This is a genomic window from Janthinobacterium sp. SUN176, from assembly GCF_030587335.1.
Classification (GTDB): Bacteria; Pseudomonadota; Gammaproteobacteria; order Burkholderiales; family Burkholderiaceae_D; genus Janthinobacterium; species Janthinobacterium kumbetense.
The window spans coordinates 2,322,014-2,341,448 of sequence record NZ_JAPWIA010000001.1 but is presented as its reverse complement, the minus strand read 5'-3'; the positions used below and the strand labels follow the sequence as shown (position 1 = coordinate 2,341,448).

The window sequence follows — 19,435 nt, the reverse complement described above, 5'->3', positions numbered from 1 at the left end:
CCTCCGTTACAGGGATGTGATCAGGTGGGCGCCGCAGGCGGTGGCATCGCCGTCATAGGCGTACGGCTTGCCCATGTGTTTTGCGCCGGCGCCATCCGGCGTGATCGGAAAACTGCCCTTGCACTTGGGGCAGAACGTTGTGTCGTCAGCCAGCGCCGCAGTCTTCCCCATGACGGTGCTGCCGGACGATGCGCTGGTGACCTTGCCACCGTGATCGGTTGCGTCTCCGAGCCGGATGACGCCGCGTCCCGCATGTTTCATGCTTGCCTCACTTTCCAGGTGTGAGCTGCTCAAGCCAGCTGCAGCAAATAGCGCACTTCCGCGCCGTGTACCTTGTTTTGTGCTGCCTGCAGGAATGTCGTCCAGCCCAGGCGGCGCCTTTCCGCAGGGTTGGAGCTCAGAAGCAGGGGAGTAATGCATGGCGGACTCAATATCAGCCGTATTTCAAATTGCAAGTCCGGTACGCCAAACAGCGCCAGCATCTTTGCCAGTGCCACCGCCCCTGCACTGCGCGGCAGGAAGCGTTGCAGGCCGGCGGGATCCAGCGGGCCGATATGCAGGCACACGCGCATGTCATGGCGCCAAAGCCGCAGGCCAAGCGTTGCGCCGCGCGCCAGGGTAAAGTTGACATTACCTAGCAGGCTGCGGCGGTTTTTTTCCAGGTAGTCCCAGCTACCGACAAATTGTTGCAGGACGACTGGTACGCCGCAGTACTCGGCCAGCACGGGGCCGATCGCTTGCGCGGAGACGGGGCGGCAGCGCAGCAGACCCGCGTACCAGGCCGCGACATCCTGCGTCACGGCATCAGTTTCGCCACTCGACGGCAGCGCAGCGCGCCGCACCCCGGCCAGTGCCGTCAGCAAAGGCAATTGTGCATCCGCTGCCCGGGTCTGCATCGTGGATTCCAGTCGATACTTTTCCCACGCCTGGTAATACAGCGCGACCATGCGGTGCGAAAAGATATCGAGGAAGGCCGAGACGCCAGCGTCTTGGCCCGACAAGCGGTAGGCGGCGATGCGTTCCGAGTGGTGCATGGGCAAGGTGCCGCCGACGCCCAGAAAACGCATGAACGTCGGTATCAGAGTCAGCTGTTCATTGTCGTCAAGTGAAAGCCGTTCGATTTCACTGGCCGGAAAATTCAACGACAGGCTGTTCTTGAAGCGCAGCACCTGGTCGAAGGCTTGCGCATGGGACACGTTCTGCTGACTTAGCCAGCACAGCAGAATACGCACCGCCTGCACGAACTGGTAGCGGTAGGGCTCGGCCAACAAGCCGAGCATTACACCAGATTCTGCAGTCCGCTTCTTGGTTTGCATCGGATCAGCTCCTCTCCGCTTTGCCTTGACAGCGCCACCAGTTCGATGAAACTGTTGATTTGCACATACAACCCAAGGAAATGATCGATAACCTGCACAAACAGGTATATGCCGCTGCCGACGAACGCTTCCTCGTCAAGTGTGATGCGTACCTCCACGCCATGCGCCAGCGAGGTGCCGCGCTTGTGTCGCAGCCATGTCGTGGTCGGCGAGTGCGACAGCGCGACGATGCCGCCGATCTGGCGTTGCGAGCTTGCCGATTGGGACAGGTCATACAGCGTCAGCATTTCACGTAGTGCCGGCAGGCCCTCCTGGACCAGCGCGTGATGATTCAGCGTCAGGTGCGAAATCAGTCGCCAGTGCAAACCCGCGCCCGGCGAGAAGCGGCGCGGCTGGCTGGGGCGTCGCAGCATGTGCAGTGCAGATCCGCCGCCGCACGGTTGCAAGTCTCCTTGCGGCTGGCCGTATTTGAGTGCAAGGGGAAGATCGCGGTTACTGCAGGTCAGCGACAGCGACAGGCTGGCCTTTTCATGGATCAAGGGATTGAAGTCGCTATCGACCAGCGTGATTTTCTTTTCGTGGCCAGGACTGTTGATGGCCAAAGCCATGTCGTGGCGTACGACCCAGTAATGGCCCTGTTGCGCCGCGCCCTCGCCATGGCGCAGGCTGTACAGCGGGCGAAATTCGGTCAGCGTGCTTTCCCCTCCCCGTTGGCGCAGCAAACGCACAGCATCGACAGTGACGACTTCGTATCCATGGGCATGGGTGGCATGGGCTAGCACGGAGTAGTCGGTTTTCTGCCGGGTAACGGCGATAGGCACGCCTTCTTGGCGGAAGAGATTGACCGCCGGACTGCAGCCCAGCCTTAAGTTTTCGCTGGAAATACTGGACAACATGCGCGCCGCAGCGGAATCGGGTCGCAAACCGGCCATGCACAGATGCAGGGTAAAGCGCTGGCAACCAGGCGGCAGGGCCGCACTCAGCGCCGCGATATCGATGTCAAAGAAGTTGAATTTTTCCGGATACGCAAAATACTCGCACAGGATGCGGTAGGCCGGCTGCGAACGGGCACCGAAAGGTATCAAGGCATCCGTGTCGCCGAAGCCGACGGGCGTCAGAGGCAAGGCGGGCAAGGCTATCCATTGCACCGCGTCAATTGATACAAAAGCACAGACGGTCTGCATGAACAAGGCATCGCGCAAGGCGGCGGAAAAAGAAGCTTCGCCATCGATGAAAACGCGCAGTGATGCGGGCGCCGTATCGAGATGCCGGATGCCGATGTTCAGCGAGGAACTGGCCGATGCTGGCAGGCGCACGCCTGGCGGCGCCTTGATCATCGCATCGAAAACTGCGCTTTCCAGTACCGATACTCCTGTCGTCATGTCGTAGACCGTCTTGAAGCGGCAGCGCACGCCGCGCACAGGCGTTGCGTCCATTTCACTGCCGGCCGACAGGCGCAAGACACCCGCTCCAGCAGCTATGGTGGGCTGGTGCACGATAGTGCACGATGGAAAGGGGCGCAGATAATGGGGGAACAAGGCTTCGAACAAGGCTTCGGTAAATTGCGGATAGTCGTCATCGAGTCGTTTCGAGATACGCGCCGCCAGCATGGCCACCGATTCGATCAAATGTTCGACGTGCGGGTCTTCGCAAGATTCGCCGGACATGTGCAATTTGCCGGCGATTCTCGGATAGCGTTCGGAGAACTCACGGCAATGTCGCCGCAGCATCACCAACTCGCGTTCGAAATACGGCAGCAAGTCCTCCATCTCTCATTTCCTGTGTCTTTGCGGCGGAATGGCCAGTATCCGAGCGTTTGCTCAAAGGTAAATTGCGTTTGCGCAAATAATTGAACAGGGTTGCTGCGCAACATCAATAACTTCCAGGCTGGCAACATCAGACTGGCAAGGTAGCAGGATTCCAATGGTCAACATGGAGAACGCAATGACTTTGCCATCCAAATTACTTTGGTCCGAAGGGCTGGCTATCGGTCCCCAGCAATTCCAGCAGCTGGACCGCTACCATGAAGCGCGCCTGCAGCGTCTGGTTTCATTGATTAATCCACATTTGTGGGGTGTGCATGGCGTCTGCTGGAATGCGGACGCACTTGCCAACAATAGCCTGCGGGCGGATGCCATGTCGCTCGTCTTTCAGGATGGAGAAGTCTTTGAAGCACCGCTTGGCGATGTATTGCCCAGTGCGGTTGACCTGTCCAAGCTACCTTCCAGCGAACATAGTTTTACGTTTTATGCCGCGCTGCCCGTATTGCAGGCACATGGTGGCAATTTGCATTCTGCGGGTGCGCGCTATGTCCAGGCGGATATCGAAACCCCGGATCTGTTCAGCGAGGCAGTCAGCATAGACGTGGCTTACCTGAAGAAACGTGTGTACCTGCTATCGCAACTGGACCCTCTGCATGATTACCTTGCCATCCCGGTGATCCGCTTGTACCGCGCTGGCAACGGCGGCTTTGAAGTCGATACTTCCTTCATTCCACCCGGCCTGACCATCAGCGCCGAGTCTTCGCTGCAGAAAATGCTCGAGTCACTGATCGACCGCATGGGCGCGAAAATCGAGGCGCTGTACAGCCGTCACCGTCAGCCCGGAAAAAATACGGTTGAATTTCATGGCGGGGATGTTTCCTCGTTTTGGATGCTCAATACCTTGAGCACGGCCAGCGCCACGCTCAGTCATTGCGCCAGTTACCGACGCCACCATCCCGTGTATCTGTTTGAGAAATTGATGGCGTTGGCCGGTGGCTTGATGACGTTTTCGAAAAAATACACACTGGGCGACTTGCCGGCCTATTGTCACGATGACGCCGCTCCCGGTTTCGGCAAGCTCGATGGCATCATTCGCGACCTGATCGATACTGTGCTCCTGTCGCGTTACTTCCCGATTGCGCTGTCCAATGACACGCAACAAAATACCCACTATCACGGCTTGCTCGATGCCAAGCGGATTGACCGCCAGACCGAACTTTATCTTGCGGTAAACGCCGATATGCCGGCGCTGGAATTGGTCGCCACGGTGCCGTTGCAGTTCAAGATTTCATCTCCGGACAATATCGAACTATTACTCGGCCGTGCCCTTCCGGGTGCCGAGTTGCGCCATATGGCCCAGGTTCCTGCCGAGGTGCCAATACGGCCCAATACGTATTACTTTTCGATCGATAACAAGGGCAGTATTTATGACAGCATGATCAAGGCCCAGGCGATTGCGATTTATGTGCCGTCTGGCATAAAAGGGTTAAAGCTGGAATTGTTCGGTATCAGCGGCACCGCCGCGTAACGATGGCTGGCGTTACGCGAGGGTGTATTGTCAAAAGATTGCCCTAAGGAATAGACTTGCCCCTGCAGTTGACGTTATCATGTTTTTGTAAGTGTCGGTGGCTGAGCAGTCAGCGCATAGTTGAAACATGGTGACAGGCGGGGGTGAGCATGGGCATGGCGAAGGATGCGTGAGGTGCCTGGCGGCGGGCTGGGCAGGGCAGCGGTGCGCCGCTGTGGCTGCGCATTGCTGCTGGTATGCTGTGTTGCCGCGGCCCCTGCCGCCGTGCCGGCCGCGACGCCGGCCACGGCGGCGCCGCACCAGGGGCAGCGCGTGCTGTTCCTCAACGCTTACGATTACGGCCGCGCCGGCGTGGAATCGTACACGCGCACCTATGTGGCCGCCATGGCCGCCGCGGGCCTGGCCAGCGAAGACATCATGGTCGAGCACCTGAACCTGAATACCCAGGGCGACCCGGCGCTGCGCAATGAGATGCGTGATTTGTTGCTTTTAAGATACACCAAGATGATGGGCCGCAAGGCCGACCTGATCATCGCCATGCAGCAGCCGGCGCTCGATTTGTTGCTGTCGGACCTGGCGCCGCTGGCGCGCGGCGTACCCGTGCTGGCGATTAACACCTCGGGCAAGGCCTTGCCGGCCGGCAGCCCGTCTTCCATCTGGCAGCAAAAGGCGAACGTCGATTTTGCCGGCACGCTGGCGCAAGCCATGGCGCTGTTCCCGGAGACCAAGACCATCGTCATGGCCGTCGGCGCCAGCGAGGCCGACCAGGCCCTGAAGCGCAACATGCAGCAGGCGGCGCAGGCGTGGCAGGGCAAGGTGGCCATGCGCTACCTCGATGACCTGACCCTGGAACAGATGCGCGCGGCCGTGGCGCGCTTGCCCGCCGATACGCTGCTGGTGGCGGGCAATGTCAACCGCGACGTGGACGGCAATATCGCCACGCCGGTGCAGTTTGCCGCCCAGCTGGCGCGGCTGGCCAATGTGCCCGCCTTTGGCATGTATAACGCGACGGTCGGCAAGGGCATCCTGGGCGGTTCCATCCTGCACATCGAGCGGGCCGCGCAGCAGGTGGCGCAGATGTCGCTGGCCGTGTTGGCCGGCAAGGCGCCTGCCGCGCCGGGCGCCTTGCTGCCGCCGGCGCACCCGGTGCCCATGTATGACTGGGAACAGCTGCAGCGCTGGGATGCGGATATCAGCCGGCTGCCGCCGCACACCCTGTTCTTCAACCGTCCGCCGCAACTGTGGCACGAGCACCGCGTCGCCGTGCTATCGGCCGGCGCCGTGTTTCTCGCCATGGCGTGCATGCTGAGCGCCTTGCTGCTGCAGCGCCGCCGCCTGCGCCGCGCCGAGAGCGATGCGCGCGAAAGCGAGCAGCGCTTCCGCATCCTCGTCGAGCATGCGCCCGAAGCCATCGTCGTATATGACCTGGACCTGGACCGCTTCATCGACGCCAACAGCAGCGCGCAGCGCATGCTGGGCATGTCGCGCGAAGCGCTGCTGGCGCGCGGGCCGTTCGACCTGTACACGGGCGAGCAGCCCGACGGCCTGCCGCTGGGGCTGATGATGGAAGAGCATCTGCGCCGCGCCATGCTGGGCGAACCCATCCTGGTCGAGCGCAATGTGCGGCGCGCCGACGGCAGCATCTTTCCCTGCGAAGTGCGGCTGGTGCGCTTGCCGATGGAAGGGCGGCGCCTGGTGCGCAGCGGCATCGTCGATATTTCCGAGCGCAAGCACAGCGAGCAGGAATTGCTCGGTTACCGCGACCACCTGGAAGAGCTGGTGCAGCAGCGCACGGCGGCCCTGTCGGTGGCCGTCACCGAGGCCGAATCGGCGAACCGCGCGAAAAGCGTCTTCCTGGCCAACATGAGCCACGAATTGCGCACGCCCTTGAATTCCGTGATCGGCTTTTCGCAGATGATGGCCGATTCGAGCAGCATGTTCGAGGAAGAAAAGCATAACCTGGCCATCATCAACCGCGCCGGCCATCATTTGTTGACCTTGATCAACGATATCCTGGAATTGTCGAAAATCGAGGCGGGCCGCATGCAGCTGCAAGCGGGGCCCGTGGACTTGAACGGCTTGCTCGACGAGGTGCTCGAGATGGTGCGCATGCGCTCCGGCGACCAGGGCATCGCGCTGCGGCTGGAGCGTTCCGGCGTGCCGCCGCTGGTGCGCCTCGACGGCGCCAAGCTGCGCCAGGTGCTGCTCAATTTGCTGTCGAATGCGCTCAAGTTCATCGAGCAGGGCAGCGTGACCCTGTCGCTGGCCTGCCAGGCAGACGATGATGGGCAGGTGGCGCTGGCGTTTGCCGTGCGCGATACGGGCAGCGGCATCGCGCAAGAGGACCTGGAACGCATCTTCGAACCGTTCGTGCAGGCCGACAGCGCCGTGGCGCAGGCCGGCACGGGACTGGGGCTGACCATTTCGCGCGAATTCGTGCGCCTGATGGGCGGCGAGCTGTGCGTCGAGTCGACCTTGGGGGCCGGCTCCGTGTTCCACTTCGACTTGCGCGCCCCCTGCGTGCAGTGCCCCGCCGCCGCGCCGCTGGCGCCGGGCCGCGTGGCGCGCCTGCCGGCGGGCCAGCGCGGGCGCACGGTGCTGCTGGTCGACGATGACGACAACTGCCGCAAGCTGCTGGCCGGCTTGCTGGCGCCGCTGGGCTTCCAGCTGCAGGAGGCGGCCGGCGGCGTGCAGGCGCAAGCCATGCTGGCGGCGCAGCGCTACGACATCGTGCTCAGCGACTGGCGCATGCCGGACATGGACGGCCTGGCGCTGACGCGCTGGCTGCGCGCGCAACCGGCGCTGGTGCAGCCGCGCCTGGTGATCATGACCGCCTCCGCCTTCGAGGAAGAAAAGCAGGAGGCGCTGGCCGCCGGTGCCGACGGCTTCCTGCGCAAGCCGATCGAACAGGAACACCTGTTCGCCATGCTGGAGCAGCAACTGGGCGTGCGCTTCCAGCGCACCGCCGCCGCGCCGCCGCGCGTGCCGGCGGCCGCCTTCGACCTGCAGCAGGCGCTGGGCCAGCTGGGCGCGGCCGAACGGCAGGCGCTGCTCGAATCCGTGCGGGCCCTCGATTTGCGGCGCAGCGCCATCGTGCTGGCCGGTGTGGCGACCAGCCTGCCGCAGCTGGCTGCGCACATCGCCGCCATGCTGGAACAGCATCAGTACCAGCCGCTGTGCGCCTTGCTGGCGCAGCTGGCCAGCGAACCGCAGGGCGAAGACGCATGACGGTTCACGCATCCAAGGGCGCGCGCCTGGGCGGCGTCTCCATCGTGCTGGCCGTCAGCGTGGCGCTGACCTTTGTCGTCACCGCGCTGCTGCTGGTGTTTGCCGTGCTGTTTTACCAGTCCGAACGCGAGCAGCGCTGGCAGCAGCTGCACCGCAGCCTGGCCCTGAGCGCCGACCAGCTGGCCGTGGCCATCGAACTGCCCTTGTGGAATCTCGATGAAAAGCAGATGCAGGCCATCATGCGCAGCACGCTGGGCAAGCGCGACCTGGTGGCCAGCTCCCTGACGCCGGGCATCGGCAAGGAAGCGCTGGTCCTGCGCCGCACTGCGACCGGCGCCATCGGCAGTTTTTCCTCGCTGTCCGCGGAACCCGGCTGGCTGGTGCAGCGGCGCCCCGTGACGATGGGCGGACAAGTCATCGGCAACGTGGCCGTGTATGCGACGCCGGCCCTGCTGCACGCGCAGCTGCGGCAGCGCGCGCTGGGTATCGGTGCCATGATCGTGGCGCTCGACGTGATCCTGGTGGCCAGCATCTGGCTGCTCATGTGGTGTCTGATGCTCAAGCCCCTGAAGGCGATCGGCCAGTATGCGGCCGGCGTCCAGGCAGGGCAGAGCGAAGCGGCCGGCACGCCGCCGAAAGCGTGGTTCCTGGGCGAGCTGCGCACGCTGTACCGTTCCATCCGCGACATGGTGGCGCTGCTCGACAGCCGCTACCGCGCCTTGCAGCGCAGCGAGGAGCGCGTGCAGATGGCCACCGGCGCGGCCAGCATCGGCATCTGGGACTGGAACGTCATCAACGATGCCTTGCAGTGGGATGAGCAGATGTATGCGCAGTTCAAGGCCGATGCGGACAGCGCGATGGCGCCGGCGGCGATCTGGCGCGCGGCGCTGATGCCGGACGATGTGCCGGCCGCCAAGGAGGCCCTGCGTGCCGCGCTGGGCGCCGGCCAGGCCTTCACGCACGAGTACCGCATCCTGTGGCCCGATGGCGCCATCCGCTACATCAAGGCCGATGCCGTGATCTTCCGCGACGGGCAGGGGCGGCCCATGCGTCTGGTGGGTTCGAACTACGACATCACGGCGCACCGCGAGGCCGAACTGGAATTGCTGCGCCACCGCCATCACCTGGAAGAACTGGTGGCCGAGCGCACGAGCGCCCTGTCGGTGGCCGTCAGCCAGGCGCAGGCGGCGAACCGCGCCAAGAGCACCTTCCTGGCGAACATGAGCCACGAACTGCGCACGCCCTTGAATTCCGTGATCGGCTTTTCGCGCCTGATGGCCGCCTCGCCGAACATGCAGGACGATGAAAAGCGCAACCTGGCCATCATCCACCGCTCCGGCAATCATTTATTGACGTTGATCAATGAAATCCTCGAACTGTCGAAGGGCGAGGCGGGGCGCCTGCACGCGCAGACGGCCGTGGTGGCGCTGGCGCCCCTGCTGCAGGAAGTGATGGACATGCTGGGCATGCGCGCCGAGCAGCAGGGGCTGGCCTTGCGCCTCGATTGCGCCGACGTGCCGGCGGCCGTGCTGCTCGACGCGACGCGTTTGCGCCAGGTGCTGCTGAACCTGATGTCGAACGCCGTCAAGTTTGCCGGCGGCGGCGAGGTCGCCTTGCGCGTGCGCGGCGAGCGGCGCGATGACGCCACGTGGCGCCTGTCGTTCGCCGTCAGCGACACGGGCATCGGCATCGCCCCGGAAGACCAGCAGCGCATCTTCGAGCCTTTCGTGCAGGCCGACAGCGCGGGACCGAAGGATGGCACGGGCCTGGGCTTGGCCATCTCGCGCGAATTCGTGCAATTGATGAAAGGCGAACTGACGGTGGAATCCATGCCGGGGCAGGGCGCCACCTTCCGTTTCAGTATACCCGCGCAGGCGGCCGAGGCGCCCGTGGCGGCGCCCGTGCCGCTGCCCGCAGCGCCGGCGCCCGAGGCGCCGCCGGCATTGCGGGCGCAAGACTTGCTGCTGCTGGCCGGGGAAGAGCGCGCCGCCTTGCTGGTGGCGCTGCGCGAATTGAACCTGGCCAGGGTGGCACTGCTGCTGGGCGCCTTGCCGCCGGCGGCCGCGCCCGTGCTGGCGCCGCTGCAGGCGATGCTTGACCAGCATCAATACCGTCAGCTGTGCGACTTGCTGGAGAATGAGGGCGCGCTGGCGCACGCTTGAAAAGTGTGGGCTGACAACATCGGATTCGCTGAAAAGACGGACTAAGTGCCGCCGATGGATGGTGCTAAATTGCAATAAAGATTATGATGATAGTACGTAGTTCATCGCAAAGAAATGTCTTGTCCAGCGCGGCAACGGATCGCCGCGCCTCATCCAAAGCTGAGAGAACTGCTACATGCACCGCGATTTTTCGGAAGTGAATTCGAAGGGCGAAGTACTGATCGTTGAAGATACGCCGGCTTCGCTGAAGCTGTTGAGCGATTTGCTGGGCGGCGCCGGCTATGCGGTGCGCCAGGCGCCGAACGGCGAACTGGCCCTGTGGACGGCCCAGGCGCGCCCGCCCGAGCTGATCCTGCTCGACGTGCGCATGCCCGGCCTCGACGGCTTTGAAGTGTGCCGCCGCCTGAAGGAGATACCGTCGCTGCGCCAGGTGCCGGTGATCTTCCTGTCGGCCCAGTACGATACGGACGACAAGGTGCGCGGCTTCGCGCTGGGCGCCGTCGATTTCATCGCCAAACCCTTCCAGGCCGAGGAAATCCTGGCCCGCACGGACGCCCACGTGCGCCTGGCGCGGGCGCAGCTGCAGCTGGCGCAGGAGCGCGCCAACCTGGAACGGCGCGTGGCCGAACGCACGGCCGAACTGGAGCAGGTGGCCAGCACCTTGGCGCGCGAAGTGCAGATCCGCCGCGCCAATGAGGAATTGCTGCGCCTGTCGGGCCAGGTCTTCGAAGCGACGCAGGACGCCATCCTGATCACCGATCCGGCCGGCGTCATCGTCACGGCCAACCCCGCCTTTACGCGCATCACCGGCTACGCGGCGCAGGAAGTGGTGGGCACGGACATTTTGCGCCTGCACGCCGAATACACGGGCGAGGCGGTGCTGCTGGCTCTGCGCCAGGGCTTGCGCAGCAGCGGCTGCTGGTCGGGCGAGGTGCAGACGCGGCGCAGGAGCGGCGACACCTATCCCTGCCTGCTCAGCGTCTCCACCGTGCACGGCCCCGACGGCGCCGTCGTCAACTACATCGGCGTCTTCCTCGACATCAGCGAGCGCAAGGCGGAGCAGCATCTGATCGATTTCCTCTCCTACCACGACGCGTTGACGGGCTTGCCGAACCGCGTGCTGCTGCGCGAGCGCTTCGAACAGGCGCGCGCGAACGCCCTGCGCGACGGCCAGCAAGTGGTGCTGATGTGCCTGGACCTGGACCGCTTCAAGAACATCAACGATTCGCACGGTCAGGCCGTGGGCGACAAGGCGCTGCAAGTGGTGGCGCGTTTCCTGTCCGGCTGCGTGCGCGAAGGCGACACGGTGGTGCGCCAGGGCGGCGACGAATTCCAGATCCTGCTGCAGGACGATGCCCTGCTGGGGCGCACGCTTGCGCTGGCGCAAACCATCCTGGCCGGCTTGCGCGAGGAACTCAGCGTCGATGGCGAGCGCCTGGCGCTGACGACCAGCATCGGCATCGCCATGTGCCCGGCCGACGGCGACAGCCTCGACGACGTGCTGCGCCACGCCGACACGGCCCTCGTGCGCGCCAAGGAAATGGGGCGCGACCATTACGCCTTCTTCACGGAGCGCATGGGCAGCGACATCCGCGCCCGCCTGGCGATGCAGCAGCAGCTGCGCGGCGCCATCGGCCGCGATGAATTCGAAGTGCACTACCAGCCGCAGATGTGCTTGCGCACGGGTGCCTTGCTGGGCGCGGAAGCCTTGCTGCGCTGGGATAACCCGGTGCTGGGCAAGGTGCCGCCCGGCCTGTTCATCGCGCTGGCCGAGGAATATGGCTCGATCACGGCCATCGGCGAATGGGTGCTCGAAAGCGTCTGCGCGCAGATCCGCGCCTGGCACGACGCGGGCCTGGGCAGCATCAAGGTGGCCGTCAACCTGTCCGGCAAGCAGTTCGCGCAAGACCGCACGGTGCCATTCGTCGAAGCGGCCTTGCGCAAATACGGCATCGCGCCCGCCTGCCTGGGCATCGAAATCACGGAAAGCACGGTGATGGGCGACCCGGACAAGGCGGTGGCGGCCCTCACGCGCCTGAAGGATATCGGCGTGGGCATTTCGCTCGACGACTTCGGCACCGGCTATTCCAGCCTCGGCTACCTGAAACGCTTCCCCATCGACGTGCTGAAGATCGACAAATCGTTCGTCGACGACGTCACCACCAGCAGCAGCGATGCGGCCATCGCCCGTTCCGTCATTTCGCTGGCGCATAACCTGGACATGCGCGTCATCGCTGAAGGCGTGGAAACGCGCGAGCAGGTGGATTTTTTGACGGAACACGGCTGCGACGAAATGCAGGGCTATTATTTCAGCCGCCCCCTGGCCGCGGAAGCCTTCACGGCCTTGCTGCGCGAACGGCGCGTGCTGACGGTGGCGCCGGCAGCCGTGTCGGCATAAGCACACCCCGCGCCGTGCCTGCACGATAACTGCACTGATATGGTGCGGGCGCCGCAATGCGGTGCATGATTCTCACGTTTCTTCCCTCTGACGCTGGCATGCATCCTGCTTTGTAGATCGTTATTTACACGATTGCAGTGCATGCCAGACAGCCCACATTTCGCAACGCCTACTGCCGCCAGCGCGCACAGCGCCTGGCAGGCGCACTTGCGCCTGGGCTTTGCGCTGCACGATGGCGTCAGCCGCCTCGTCGAGCGCACGCACAGGGGCCCCCTGCGCGTGCAAAAGCCCCTGTATCCGGAAGGCGCTGCCGTCTGCCACGCCATCATCATCCATCCGCCCGGCGGCGTGGTGGGCGGCGACCAGCTGGCCGTCGACGCCACGGTGGGCGAGGGCGCGCACGCCTTGCTCACGTCCCCCGGCGCCGCCAAGTGGTACCGCGCGAACGGCCATGTCTCGGGCCAGCACCTTGTGCTGCGCGCCGGCAGCGGCGCCGCCATCGAGTGGCTGCCGCAGGAGAGCATTTTCTTTGACCAGGCTTGCGTGCGCCTGCGCCACGAGGTGGAACTGGCGGCGGACGCCGGCTACATCGGCTGCGACATCGTCTGCCTGGGCCGCGGCGCCTCGGGCGAAATATTCAACACGGGCAGCATCCGCCAGCAGGTGCAGATCCGCCGCGGCGGCAAGCTGCTGTGGTGGGAGCAGGGCGTGCTGGCCGCCGGCGGCGCCCTGATGGCCAGCCCGCTGGGACTGGGGGGCCACACAGTGTGCGCCACCCTGATCGCCGTCGGCATGCCCGTTGCTCCCGCCGTGCTGGCGGCCGTGCGCGAGATCGCCGTGCCGGCCGGCGCCGCGTTTGGCGCCACGCACATGAAAGCGCTGGTGGTGGTGCGCCTGCTGTGCGGCGACAGCGAGGCGGCGCGCCGCATCATGCTGGCCGCCTGGCAGCTGCTGCGTCCCGCCATGCTGGGGCGCGACGCCGTCGTGCCCCGTATCTGGAACACTTAATCAGGAAAGAAGCGCAAGGAAAACCATGGACCTGACTCCCCGCGAAAAAGACAAGCTGCTCATTTTTACGGCCGCGCTGCTGGCCGAACGGCGCCTGGCGCGCGGCTTGAAGCTCAATTATCCGGAAGCGGTGGCCCTGATCAGCGCCGCCATCATGGAAGGGGCGCGCGATGGCAAGTCGGTGGCGCAGCTGATGTCGGACGGTACAAAAATTCTGTCGCGCGCCGACGTCATGGACGGCATCGCCGAGATGATCCCCGATATCCAGGTGGAAGCGACTTTCCCCGACGGCAGCAAGCTGGTGACCGTGCACCACCCGATACCGTAGTTTTGATTGCATGGCAGGGCGCCATCCGCGCCGTGCCTGTGTGGCGCCGGCGATCCGCCGGCCAGCGTAGAGCGCTTTGACGAAGGAAAACATTATGACCCCAGGCGAATACAAATTGGAAGAAGGCGAAATCAGCCTGAATGCGGGCCGCGCCACGGCTACCGTGGTGGTGGCCAACCGGGGCGACCGGCCGATCCAGGTGGGCTCGCATTTCCACTTTTTCGAGGTCAACCCGGCGCTGGCTTTCGAGCGCTGGCGCGCCTACGGCATGCGCTTGAATATCACGGCCGGCACGGCCGTGCGTTTCGAACCGGGCCAGCAGCGCACGGTGGAACTGGTGGCGCTGGCGGGCGAACGCAAGGTCTACGGCTTCAATGGCGCAGTGATGGGTGAACTGCAAGACACTCCACCGGGAAAGGATTGAAATGGCCAGCATTCCCCGCAGCGCGTATGCAGAAATGTTCGGCCCCACCAAGGGCGACCGCATCCGCCTGGCCGACACGGAACTGTTCATCGAGATCGAGCATGACTACGCGATCTACGGCGAAGAAGTGAAATTCGGCGGCGGCAAGGTGATCCGCGACGGCATGGGCCAGTCGCAGCGCTGCGCGGCCGAGGTGATGGACACCGTCATCACGAATGCCGTCATCCTCGACCACTGGGGCATCGTGAAGGCGGACATCGGCCTGAAAAACGGCCTGATTTTCGGCATCGGCAAGGCGGGCAACCCCGACATCCAGCCGGGCGTCACGCTCCCCATCGGCGGCGCGACGGAAATCATCGCCGGCGAAGGCATGATCGTCACGGCCGGCGGCGTCGACACGCATATCCACTTCATCTGCCCGCAGCAGATCGAGGAAGCGCTGATGAGCGGCGTGACCACCATGCTGGGCGGCGGCACGGGGCCGGCCGTGGGCACGGCCGCCACCACTTGCACGCCGGGGCCGTGGCATTTGCACGCCATGCTGGCCGCCAGCGACGCCTTCCCGATGAACCTGGGCTTCATGGGAAAAGGGAACGTCAGCCTGCCGCTGCCCCTGGAAGAGCAGGTGCGCGCGGGCGCCATCGGCCTGAAACTGCACGAAGACTGGGGCAGCACGCCGGCCGCCATCGACAATTGCCTGTCGGTGGCCGACCGCATGGATATCCAGGTGGCGCTGCACAGCGATACCCTCAACGAGGGCGGCTTCCTGGAACACACCTTGGCCGCCTTCAAGGACCGCACCATCCACACGTTTCACACGGAAGGGGCGGGCGGCGGCCATGCGCCCGACATCATCGCCGCCGTCGGGCAAGCCAACGTGCTGCCCTCGTCGACCAACCCCACGCGCCCATTCACCGTCAACACGCTCGACGAGCACCTGGACATGCTGATGGTGTGCCACCACCTGGACCCGGCCATCGCCGAAGACGTGGCGTTCGCCGAGTCGCGCATCCGCCGCGAAACCATCGCCGCCGAAGACATCCTGCACGATATCGGCGCCATCTCGATGATGTCGTCCGACTCGCAGGCGATGGGACGCGTCGGCGAAGTGATCATGCGCACCTGGCAGACGGCGCACAAGATGAAGGTGCAGCGGGGCGCGCTGGCGCCCGACACGGCGCGCAGCGACAATTTCCGCGCCAAGCGCTATATCGCCAAGTACACGATCAACCCGGCCATTACGCATGGCATTTCGCACGTGGTGGGCTCGCTCGAGGCGGGCAAGATCGCCGACATCGTGCTGTGGAAGCCGGCCTTCTTCGGCGTCAAGCCGTCGATGATTTTAAAAGGCGGCATGATCGCGGCCGCGCAGATGGGCGACCCGAACGCCTCGATTCCCACGCCCCAGCCCGTGCACTACCGCATGATGTTCGGCGCCTTCGGCGGCGGCCTGAAAAAGTCGTTTACGTTTGTCTCGCAGGCGGCGTACGAGCTCGATATCGGCCACAAGCTCAAACTCAATAAATCCGTCATCGCCGTGAAGAACATGCGCGGCTTGCGCAAGCACGACATGGTCCACAACAGCGCCACGCCGCACATGGAAGTGGATCCGGAAACCTACGCCGTGCGCGCCGACGGCCAGCTGCTCGTGTGCGAGGCGGCATCCGTATTGCCCATGGCGCAGCGTTATTTTCTATTTTAAGCGGGAGACAAGCATGCTCACTTTGCATACCAAACTGACGGCAGACGATCATCGCGCCGCCGTCGCCCAACTGGTGCTGCCCTACGACCAGCGCGAAAAATGCCGGCTGCGCGCCGTGCTGTCGAATGGCGAGGATGTCGCCGTGTTCACCGTGCGCGGCACGGTGCTGCGCGACGGTGAGCGCATGACGGGGCCGGAAGGAACGGTGGTGCAGATCGTCGCCGCGCGCGAACCGACCTATCTGGTGCAGTGTGCGGATGCGCATACCTTGCTGCGCTGCGCCTTCCACCTGGGGAACCGCCACACGCAGGCGCAGGTGGGCGACGGCTTTTTGCGCATCCGCAAGGACGTGGTGCTCAAGGAGATGCTGGAAGGCTTGCAAGCGACTGTGACGGAAGAAAGCGCGCCGTTCGAGCCGGAGGCGGGCGCGTATGGCGGCGGCCATGGCCACCACGATGGCCACGGCCAGCATTTGCTGGCGCCCGTGCCGCTGCGGCAAAAGATCCACCGCCCCGGTGACGCTGCATGATGCAGGCGTCGGCCCTGCTGCATTTGCTGCAGTTCGCCAGCCCGGCCTTGCCGATCGGCGCCTACAGCTATTCGCAGGGGCTGGAAGCGGCGCTGGAGTCAAACCTGGTGACGGATGCGGTCACGGCGCGCGAATGGATCGCCCGGCATCTGGCGCAGGTGGTGGCGCGCTGGGAGGCGCCCCTGTGCTGGCGCTTGATGCAAGCCTTCGAAGCGCAGGATCTGCACGCCGTGCAGCGCTGGAGCGAGCGTTTCATCGCTTCGCGCGACACGGCGGAATTTCGCGCCGAAACCATCCAGATGGGCTATTCGCTGACCAAATTGCTGGCCGAGCTGGGCGTGGCCGACGGCGTGCTGATCGACATGCTGCAGGGCCAGCCGGAGGTGGCCCTGCCCACGGCCTATGCCTGCGCCGTGGCGGCGCTGGCCATTCCGCGCGAAGAGGCGCTGCTGGCCATGCTGTTCGCGTGGGCGGAAAACCAGGTGCTTGTCTGCGTGAAATCCGTGCCGCTGGGGCAGGTGGCGGGCCAGCGGCTGCTGCTGTCGCTGCGGCCGGACCTGGAAGCGGCGGCCTTCACGGCGCAATCCTTGCAAGACGACGAGATGGGCAACTGGGCGCCTGGCCTGTCGCTGCTGTCGATGCGGCACGAAGTGCAGTACAGCCGGCTGTACCGCTCCTGAACACTACCGCGAGAGACTACAACATGACATCGATTACCTCAAACCCCCTGCGCGTCGGCATCGGCGGCCCCGTCGGCTCGGGCAAGACGGCCCTGTGCGAAATGCTGTGCAAGGGCATGCGCGAGCGCTACGACATGGCCGTCATCACGAACGACATCTATACCAAGGAAGACATGGAAATCCTGCTGCGCGCGGACGCCTTGCCGGCCGAGCGCCTGATGGGCGTGGAAACGGGCGGCTGTCCGCACACGGCCATCCGCGAAGATGCGTCCATCAACCTGGAAGCCATCGCGCGCATGCAAGCAGACTTTCCGAATCTCGACTTGATCCTGGTCGAATCGGGCGGCGATAACCTGGCGGCCACCTTCAGCCCGGAATTGTCGGATTTGACGATTTACGTGATCGACGTGGCTGGCGGCGAAAAGATCCCGCGCAAGGGCGGGCCCGGCATCACGCGTTCCGATTTGTTGATCATCAACAAGACGGATCTGGCGCCCTACGTGGGCGCCAACCTGGACATCATGGCGCAGGACGCCAGGCGCATGCGCGGCGAACGTCCCTTCGTGTTCACCAACCTGCGCAGCGGCGACGGCGTGCAGGTCGTTATCGATTTTATCCGCGAGCAAGGTTTGCTCGATCAACCAGGCAAGGAGCTGCAATGAGCGCAAGATTGATGAAGAAAACGGCCGCCGTGGCGGCGCTGTGCCTGCTGGCCTTGCCCGCCATGGCCCATCCCGGTCATGGCGAGAACGCCGGCTTCCTGGCCGGTTTCGCCCATCCGTTCACGGGCATCGACCATTTGCTGGCCATGCTGGGCGTGGGTATCTGGGGCGGCCAGCAGCGCGGCGGCCTGGCCCAGCCCGCCACTTTTCTCGGCATGATGCTGCTGGGCGCGCTGGCCGGCATGGTGGGATTGACGGTACCGGGGCTGGAAACGGGCATCGCCGCCACGGTGGCGCTGGTGGGGCTGGCCATCGCGCTGGCGCTGGCCTTGCCGAACTGGCTCGGCATGGGCCTGGTGGGCGTGTTTGCCTTGGCGCATGGCAATGCGCATGGCCAGGAATTGCCGGCCGCCTCGGCCGCGTGCGGCTTCATGCTGGCCTCGGCTGTCTTGCTGGGTACGGGACGTTTCCTGGGCCAGGTATTGGCCGAGCGCATGCTGCGCGTGGCCGGCGTGGCCTTGACGGCCGCCGGTGTGGTGTTGATGGGACTGAATTAAGAACCGGGACGGCGCTCCGACAGCACGATGGGCGCCGCCTTTTCCGGATGCAAGCCCTGGTGGCCCGCATATACGGCGGCAATGGCGGCCATGTCGGCATCCTTGTCGCCCGTCAAATATAAATGGTCGACGACGCCCAGCACCTTGTTCGGATAGTCGATGTACACCAGCAGCAAGGGTACCTTGGCCGCCACGGCCAGGTGATAAAAGCCGCTTTTCCAGTTCGGACGGTAGCTGCGCGTCGCTTCCGGCGTGATGGCCAGCCAGTACCAGTCGGCCGCCAGCATGCGTTCGGCCTGGCGGCCGATGGTGCCGCTGGTGGTGCTGCGGTCGACGGGTTCGCCGCCCAGGTAGCGCAGCACCTTGCCCATGGGGCCGCGGAACAGGGAATCCTTGGCCAGCCAGCGGAAAGGCAAGGACAGCGCCCATTTGCCAAACAGGCCCACCATGAAATCCCAGTTGGACGTGTGCGGGTAGACGACGGCGATGCCGCGCGGCCCCGGCAGGGGACGGAAGCGCATGCGCCAGCCAAACAGGTGCAGCACGCGCAGCGCGCAACGCTGGTGCCAGGTCGGCAAGTCGCCCGCTTGTACAAATAAATCGTCCATTGATACCCTTCAGTGACACTGTTCTTAATGGGATGGCGCTGGTGGCCATTTTCCTTGAAGCAAAATTCTGCGCAGGCATTCTATACGGGGCTGGCGATGGCGACAAGCAGCCGAGGCCGCTATTCATGCGGTGTCGGGGCCGTTGCTGCTGCTATTTTAACGATGCTTGACCTCCGTGTCGGGCACTAAATGCGCACAATGTGGTCAAAACTTCATGCAGTGTTGATCCACCCGACAGGGAGCCATGGCATGAAAAACAGCATCGACGAGGTGAATGGGGAGAATGTGCGAACGGACAAGGTGATGGCCGAGCTCGTCGAGCGGGGCGTCGCTTTCCACCACGCACTGGGGCGGACGGTGGCGACAGCGTATTTGCGCGAGCACGCGGTACCGGTCGAGGTGATACGCCGCGTCTTCAGCAGCGTGCAGGCGCGTCGCCCGGCCCGGCCGGCACGGCGCCGATGGCGCTGAAGGTGAGGGAATGGCGCGGCGGCGTCAATAAAGAAGCGAAAAAAGCGGCGGACGCGGCGATCGTCACGCAG

General features: G+C 64.4%; 17 protein-coding genes. 13 read left to right on the top strand and 4 right to left on the bottom strand.

Going from position 1 to position 19,435, the window contains the following annotated elements:
* Positions 1 to 6 precede the first annotated feature (6 nt).
* Genes O3299_RS10540 through tssF form a run of 3 tightly spaced genes read right to left on the bottom strand, consistent with a single transcriptional unit; the run spans position 7 to position 3,085 of the window.
* Complete coding sequence (locus O3299_RS10540; protein ID WP_370385272.1) at positions 7 to 294, bottom strand: PAAR domain-containing protein; 288 nt, start codon at positions 292 to 294, stop codon at positions 7 to 9.
* Complete coding sequence (gene tssG / locus O3299_RS10535; protein ID WP_305062267.1) at positions 291 to 1,316, bottom strand: type VI secretion system baseplate subunit TssG; 1,026 nt, start codon at positions 1,314 to 1,316, stop codon at positions 291 to 293. Before tssG ends, O3299_RS10540 begins: the two co-directional genes overlap by 4 nt.
* The gene (gene tssF / locus O3299_RS10530; RefSeq protein ID WP_305052549.1) at positions 1,280 to 3,085 is read right to left on the bottom strand and encodes a type VI secretion system baseplate subunit TssF; all 1,806 of its coding nucleotides are present in this window, start codon (positions 3,083 to 3,085) and stop codon (positions 1,280 to 1,282) included. The genes tssG and tssF overlap by 37 nt, the downstream gene beginning before the upstream one ends.
* A 175-nt stretch (positions 3,086 to 3,260) precedes the next feature.
* Here tssF and tssK point away from each other — a divergent pair, with 175 nt between their 5' ends.
* From tssK to O3299_RS10470, 12 genes are all read left to right on the top strand, one after another.
* Positions 3,261 to 4,607, top strand: coding sequence for a type VI secretion system baseplate subunit TssK (gene tssK, locus O3299_RS10525; RefSeq protein ID WP_251348192.1), 1,347 nt, complete (start codon positions 3,261 to 3,263; stop codon positions 4,605 to 4,607).
* Between the two features lie 165 nt (positions 4,608 to 4,772).
* A complete protein-coding gene (locus tag O3299_RS10520) occupies positions 4,773 to 7,835 on the top strand; it encodes a PAS domain-containing hybrid sensor histidine kinase/response regulator (protein WP_305062266.1) in 3,063 nt (1,020 codons plus the stop codon).
* Entirely contained in the window at positions 7,832 to 9,997 is a 2,166-nt protein-coding gene (locus tag O3299_RS10515; RefSeq protein WP_305062265.1) for a HAMP domain-containing sensor histidine kinase, read from the top strand. The genes O3299_RS10520 and O3299_RS10515 overlap by 4 nt, the downstream gene beginning before the upstream one ends.
* Positions 9,998 to 10,172: 175 nt before the next feature.
* Positions 10,173 to 12,395 (top strand): EAL domain-containing protein, encoded by a 2,223-nt coding sequence (locus O3299_RS10510; RefSeq protein WP_305062264.1) that lies wholly within the window; start codon positions 10,173 to 10,175, stop codon positions 12,393 to 12,395.
* Between the two features lie 141 nt (positions 12,396 to 12,536).
* Complete coding sequence (locus O3299_RS10505) at positions 12,537 to 13,403, top strand: urease accessory protein UreD (RefSeq protein ID WP_305062263.1); 867 nt, start codon at positions 12,537 to 12,539, stop codon at positions 13,401 to 13,403.
* A 25-nt stretch (positions 13,404 to 13,428) separates the two neighbouring features.
* Positions 13,429 to 13,731 carry an urease subunit gamma gene (locus O3299_RS10500; RefSeq protein ID WP_034751936.1) on the top strand — a complete coding sequence of 101 codons (303 nt, stop codon included), beginning with the start codon at positions 13,429 to 13,431 and terminating at the stop codon, positions 13,729 to 13,731.
* A gap of 94 nt (positions 13,732 to 13,825) precedes the next feature.
* Entirely contained in the window at positions 13,826 to 14,155 is a 330-nt protein-coding gene (locus O3299_RS10495; RefSeq protein ID WP_251348197.1) for an urease subunit beta, read from the top strand.
* Position 14,156: 1 nt separating this feature from the next.
* Complete coding sequence (gene ureC, locus O3299_RS10490; protein WP_305062262.1) at positions 14,157 to 15,857, top strand: urease subunit alpha; 1,701 nt, start codon at positions 14,157 to 14,159, stop codon at positions 15,855 to 15,857.
* Positions 15,858 to 15,870: 13 nt separating this feature from the next.
* On the top strand, positions 15,871 to 16,386 hold the full coding sequence (ureE, locus tag O3299_RS10485; protein WP_099667398.1) for an urease accessory protein UreE: 516 nt from the start codon (positions 15,871 to 15,873) through the stop codon (positions 16,384 to 16,386).
* Positions 16,386 to 17,066, top strand: coding sequence for an urease accessory protein UreF (locus O3299_RS10480; RefSeq protein ID WP_305062962.1), 681 nt, complete (start codon positions 16,386 to 16,388; stop codon positions 17,064 to 17,066). The genes ureE and O3299_RS10480 overlap by 1 nt, the downstream gene beginning before the upstream one ends.
* A gap of 23 nt (positions 17,067 to 17,089) precedes the next feature.
* On the top strand, positions 17,090 to 17,728 hold the full coding sequence (gene ureG, locus O3299_RS10475; RefSeq protein ID WP_251348200.1) for an urease accessory protein UreG: 639 nt from the start codon (positions 17,090 to 17,092) through the stop codon (positions 17,726 to 17,728).
* Complete coding sequence (locus O3299_RS10470; protein ID WP_289914223.1) at positions 17,725 to 18,285, top strand: HupE/UreJ family protein; 561 nt, start codon at positions 17,725 to 17,727, stop codon at positions 18,283 to 18,285. Before ureG ends, O3299_RS10470 begins: the two co-directional genes overlap by 4 nt.
* Here the strand turns inward: O3299_RS10470 and O3299_RS10465 are convergent.
* The gene (locus O3299_RS10465; RefSeq protein ID WP_305052542.1) at positions 18,282 to 18,893 is read right to left on the bottom strand and encodes a 1-acyl-sn-glycerol-3-phosphate acyltransferase; all 612 of its coding nucleotides are present in this window, start codon (positions 18,891 to 18,893) and stop codon (positions 18,282 to 18,284) included. The genes O3299_RS10470 and O3299_RS10465 overlap by 4 nt on opposite strands.
* A 249-nt stretch (positions 18,894 to 19,142) precedes the next feature.
* Between O3299_RS10465 and O3299_RS10460 the strand changes: the two genes are divergently transcribed.
* On the top strand, positions 19,143 to 19,364 hold the full coding sequence (locus O3299_RS10460; RefSeq protein WP_077406246.1) for a hypothetical protein: 222 nt from the start codon (positions 19,143 to 19,145) through the stop codon (positions 19,362 to 19,364).
* The last annotated feature ends 71 nt before the right edge of the window (positions 19,365 to 19,435 follow it).

Coding starts and splice junctions, on each gene's coding strand:
- tssG (WP_305062267.1), bottom strand. CDS start 1,316: ATGCAAACCAAGAAGCGGACTGCAGAATCTGGTGTAATGCTCGGCTTG.
- tssF (WP_305052549.1), bottom strand. CDS start 3,085: ATGGAGGACTTGCTGCCGTATTTCGAACGCGAGTTGGTGATGCTGCGG.
- tssK (WP_251348192.1), top strand. CDS start 3,261: ATGACTTTGCCATCCAAATTACTTTGGTCCGAAGGGCTGGCTATCGGT.
- O3299_RS10520 (WP_305062266.1), top strand. CDS start 4,773: ATGCGTGAGGTGCCTGGCGGCGGGCTGGGCAGGGCAGCGGTGCGCCGC.
- O3299_RS10515 (WP_305062265.1), top strand. CDS start 7,832: ATGACGGTTCACGCATCCAAGGGCGCGCGCCTGGGCGGCGTCTCCATC.
- O3299_RS10510 (WP_305062264.1), top strand. CDS start 10,173: ATGCACCGCGATTTTTCGGAAGTGAATTCGAAGGGCGAAGTACTGATC.
- O3299_RS10505 (WP_305062263.1), top strand. CDS start 12,537: ATGCCAGACAGCCCACATTTCGCAACGCCTACTGCCGCCAGCGCGCAC.
- O3299_RS10500 (WP_034751936.1), top strand. CDS start 13,429: ATGGACCTGACTCCCCGCGAAAAAGACAAGCTGCTCATTTTTACGGCC.
- O3299_RS10495 (WP_251348197.1), top strand. CDS start 13,826: ATGACCCCAGGCGAATACAAATTGGAAGAAGGCGAAATCAGCCTGAAT.
- ureC (WP_305062262.1), top strand. CDS start 14,157: ATGGCCAGCATTCCCCGCAGCGCGTATGCAGAAATGTTCGGCCCCACC.
- ureE (WP_099667398.1), top strand. CDS start 15,871: ATGCTCACTTTGCATACCAAACTGACGGCAGACGATCATCGCGCCGCC.
- O3299_RS10480 (WP_305062962.1), top strand. CDS start 16,386: ATGCAGGCGTCGGCCCTGCTGCATTTGCTGCAGTTCGCCAGCCCGGCC.
- ureG (WP_251348200.1), top strand. CDS start 17,090: ATGACATCGATTACCTCAAACCCCCTGCGCGTCGGCATCGGCGGCCCC.
- O3299_RS10470 (WP_289914223.1), top strand. CDS start 17,725: ATGAGCGCAAGATTGATGAAGAAAACGGCCGCCGTGGCGGCGCTGTGC.
- O3299_RS10465 (WP_305052542.1), bottom strand. CDS start 18,893: ATGGACGATTTATTTGTACAAGCGGGCGACTTGCCGACCTGGCACCAG.
- O3299_RS10460 (WP_077406246.1), top strand. CDS start 19,143: ATGAAAAACAGCATCGACGAGGTGAATGGGGAGAATGTGCGAACGGAC.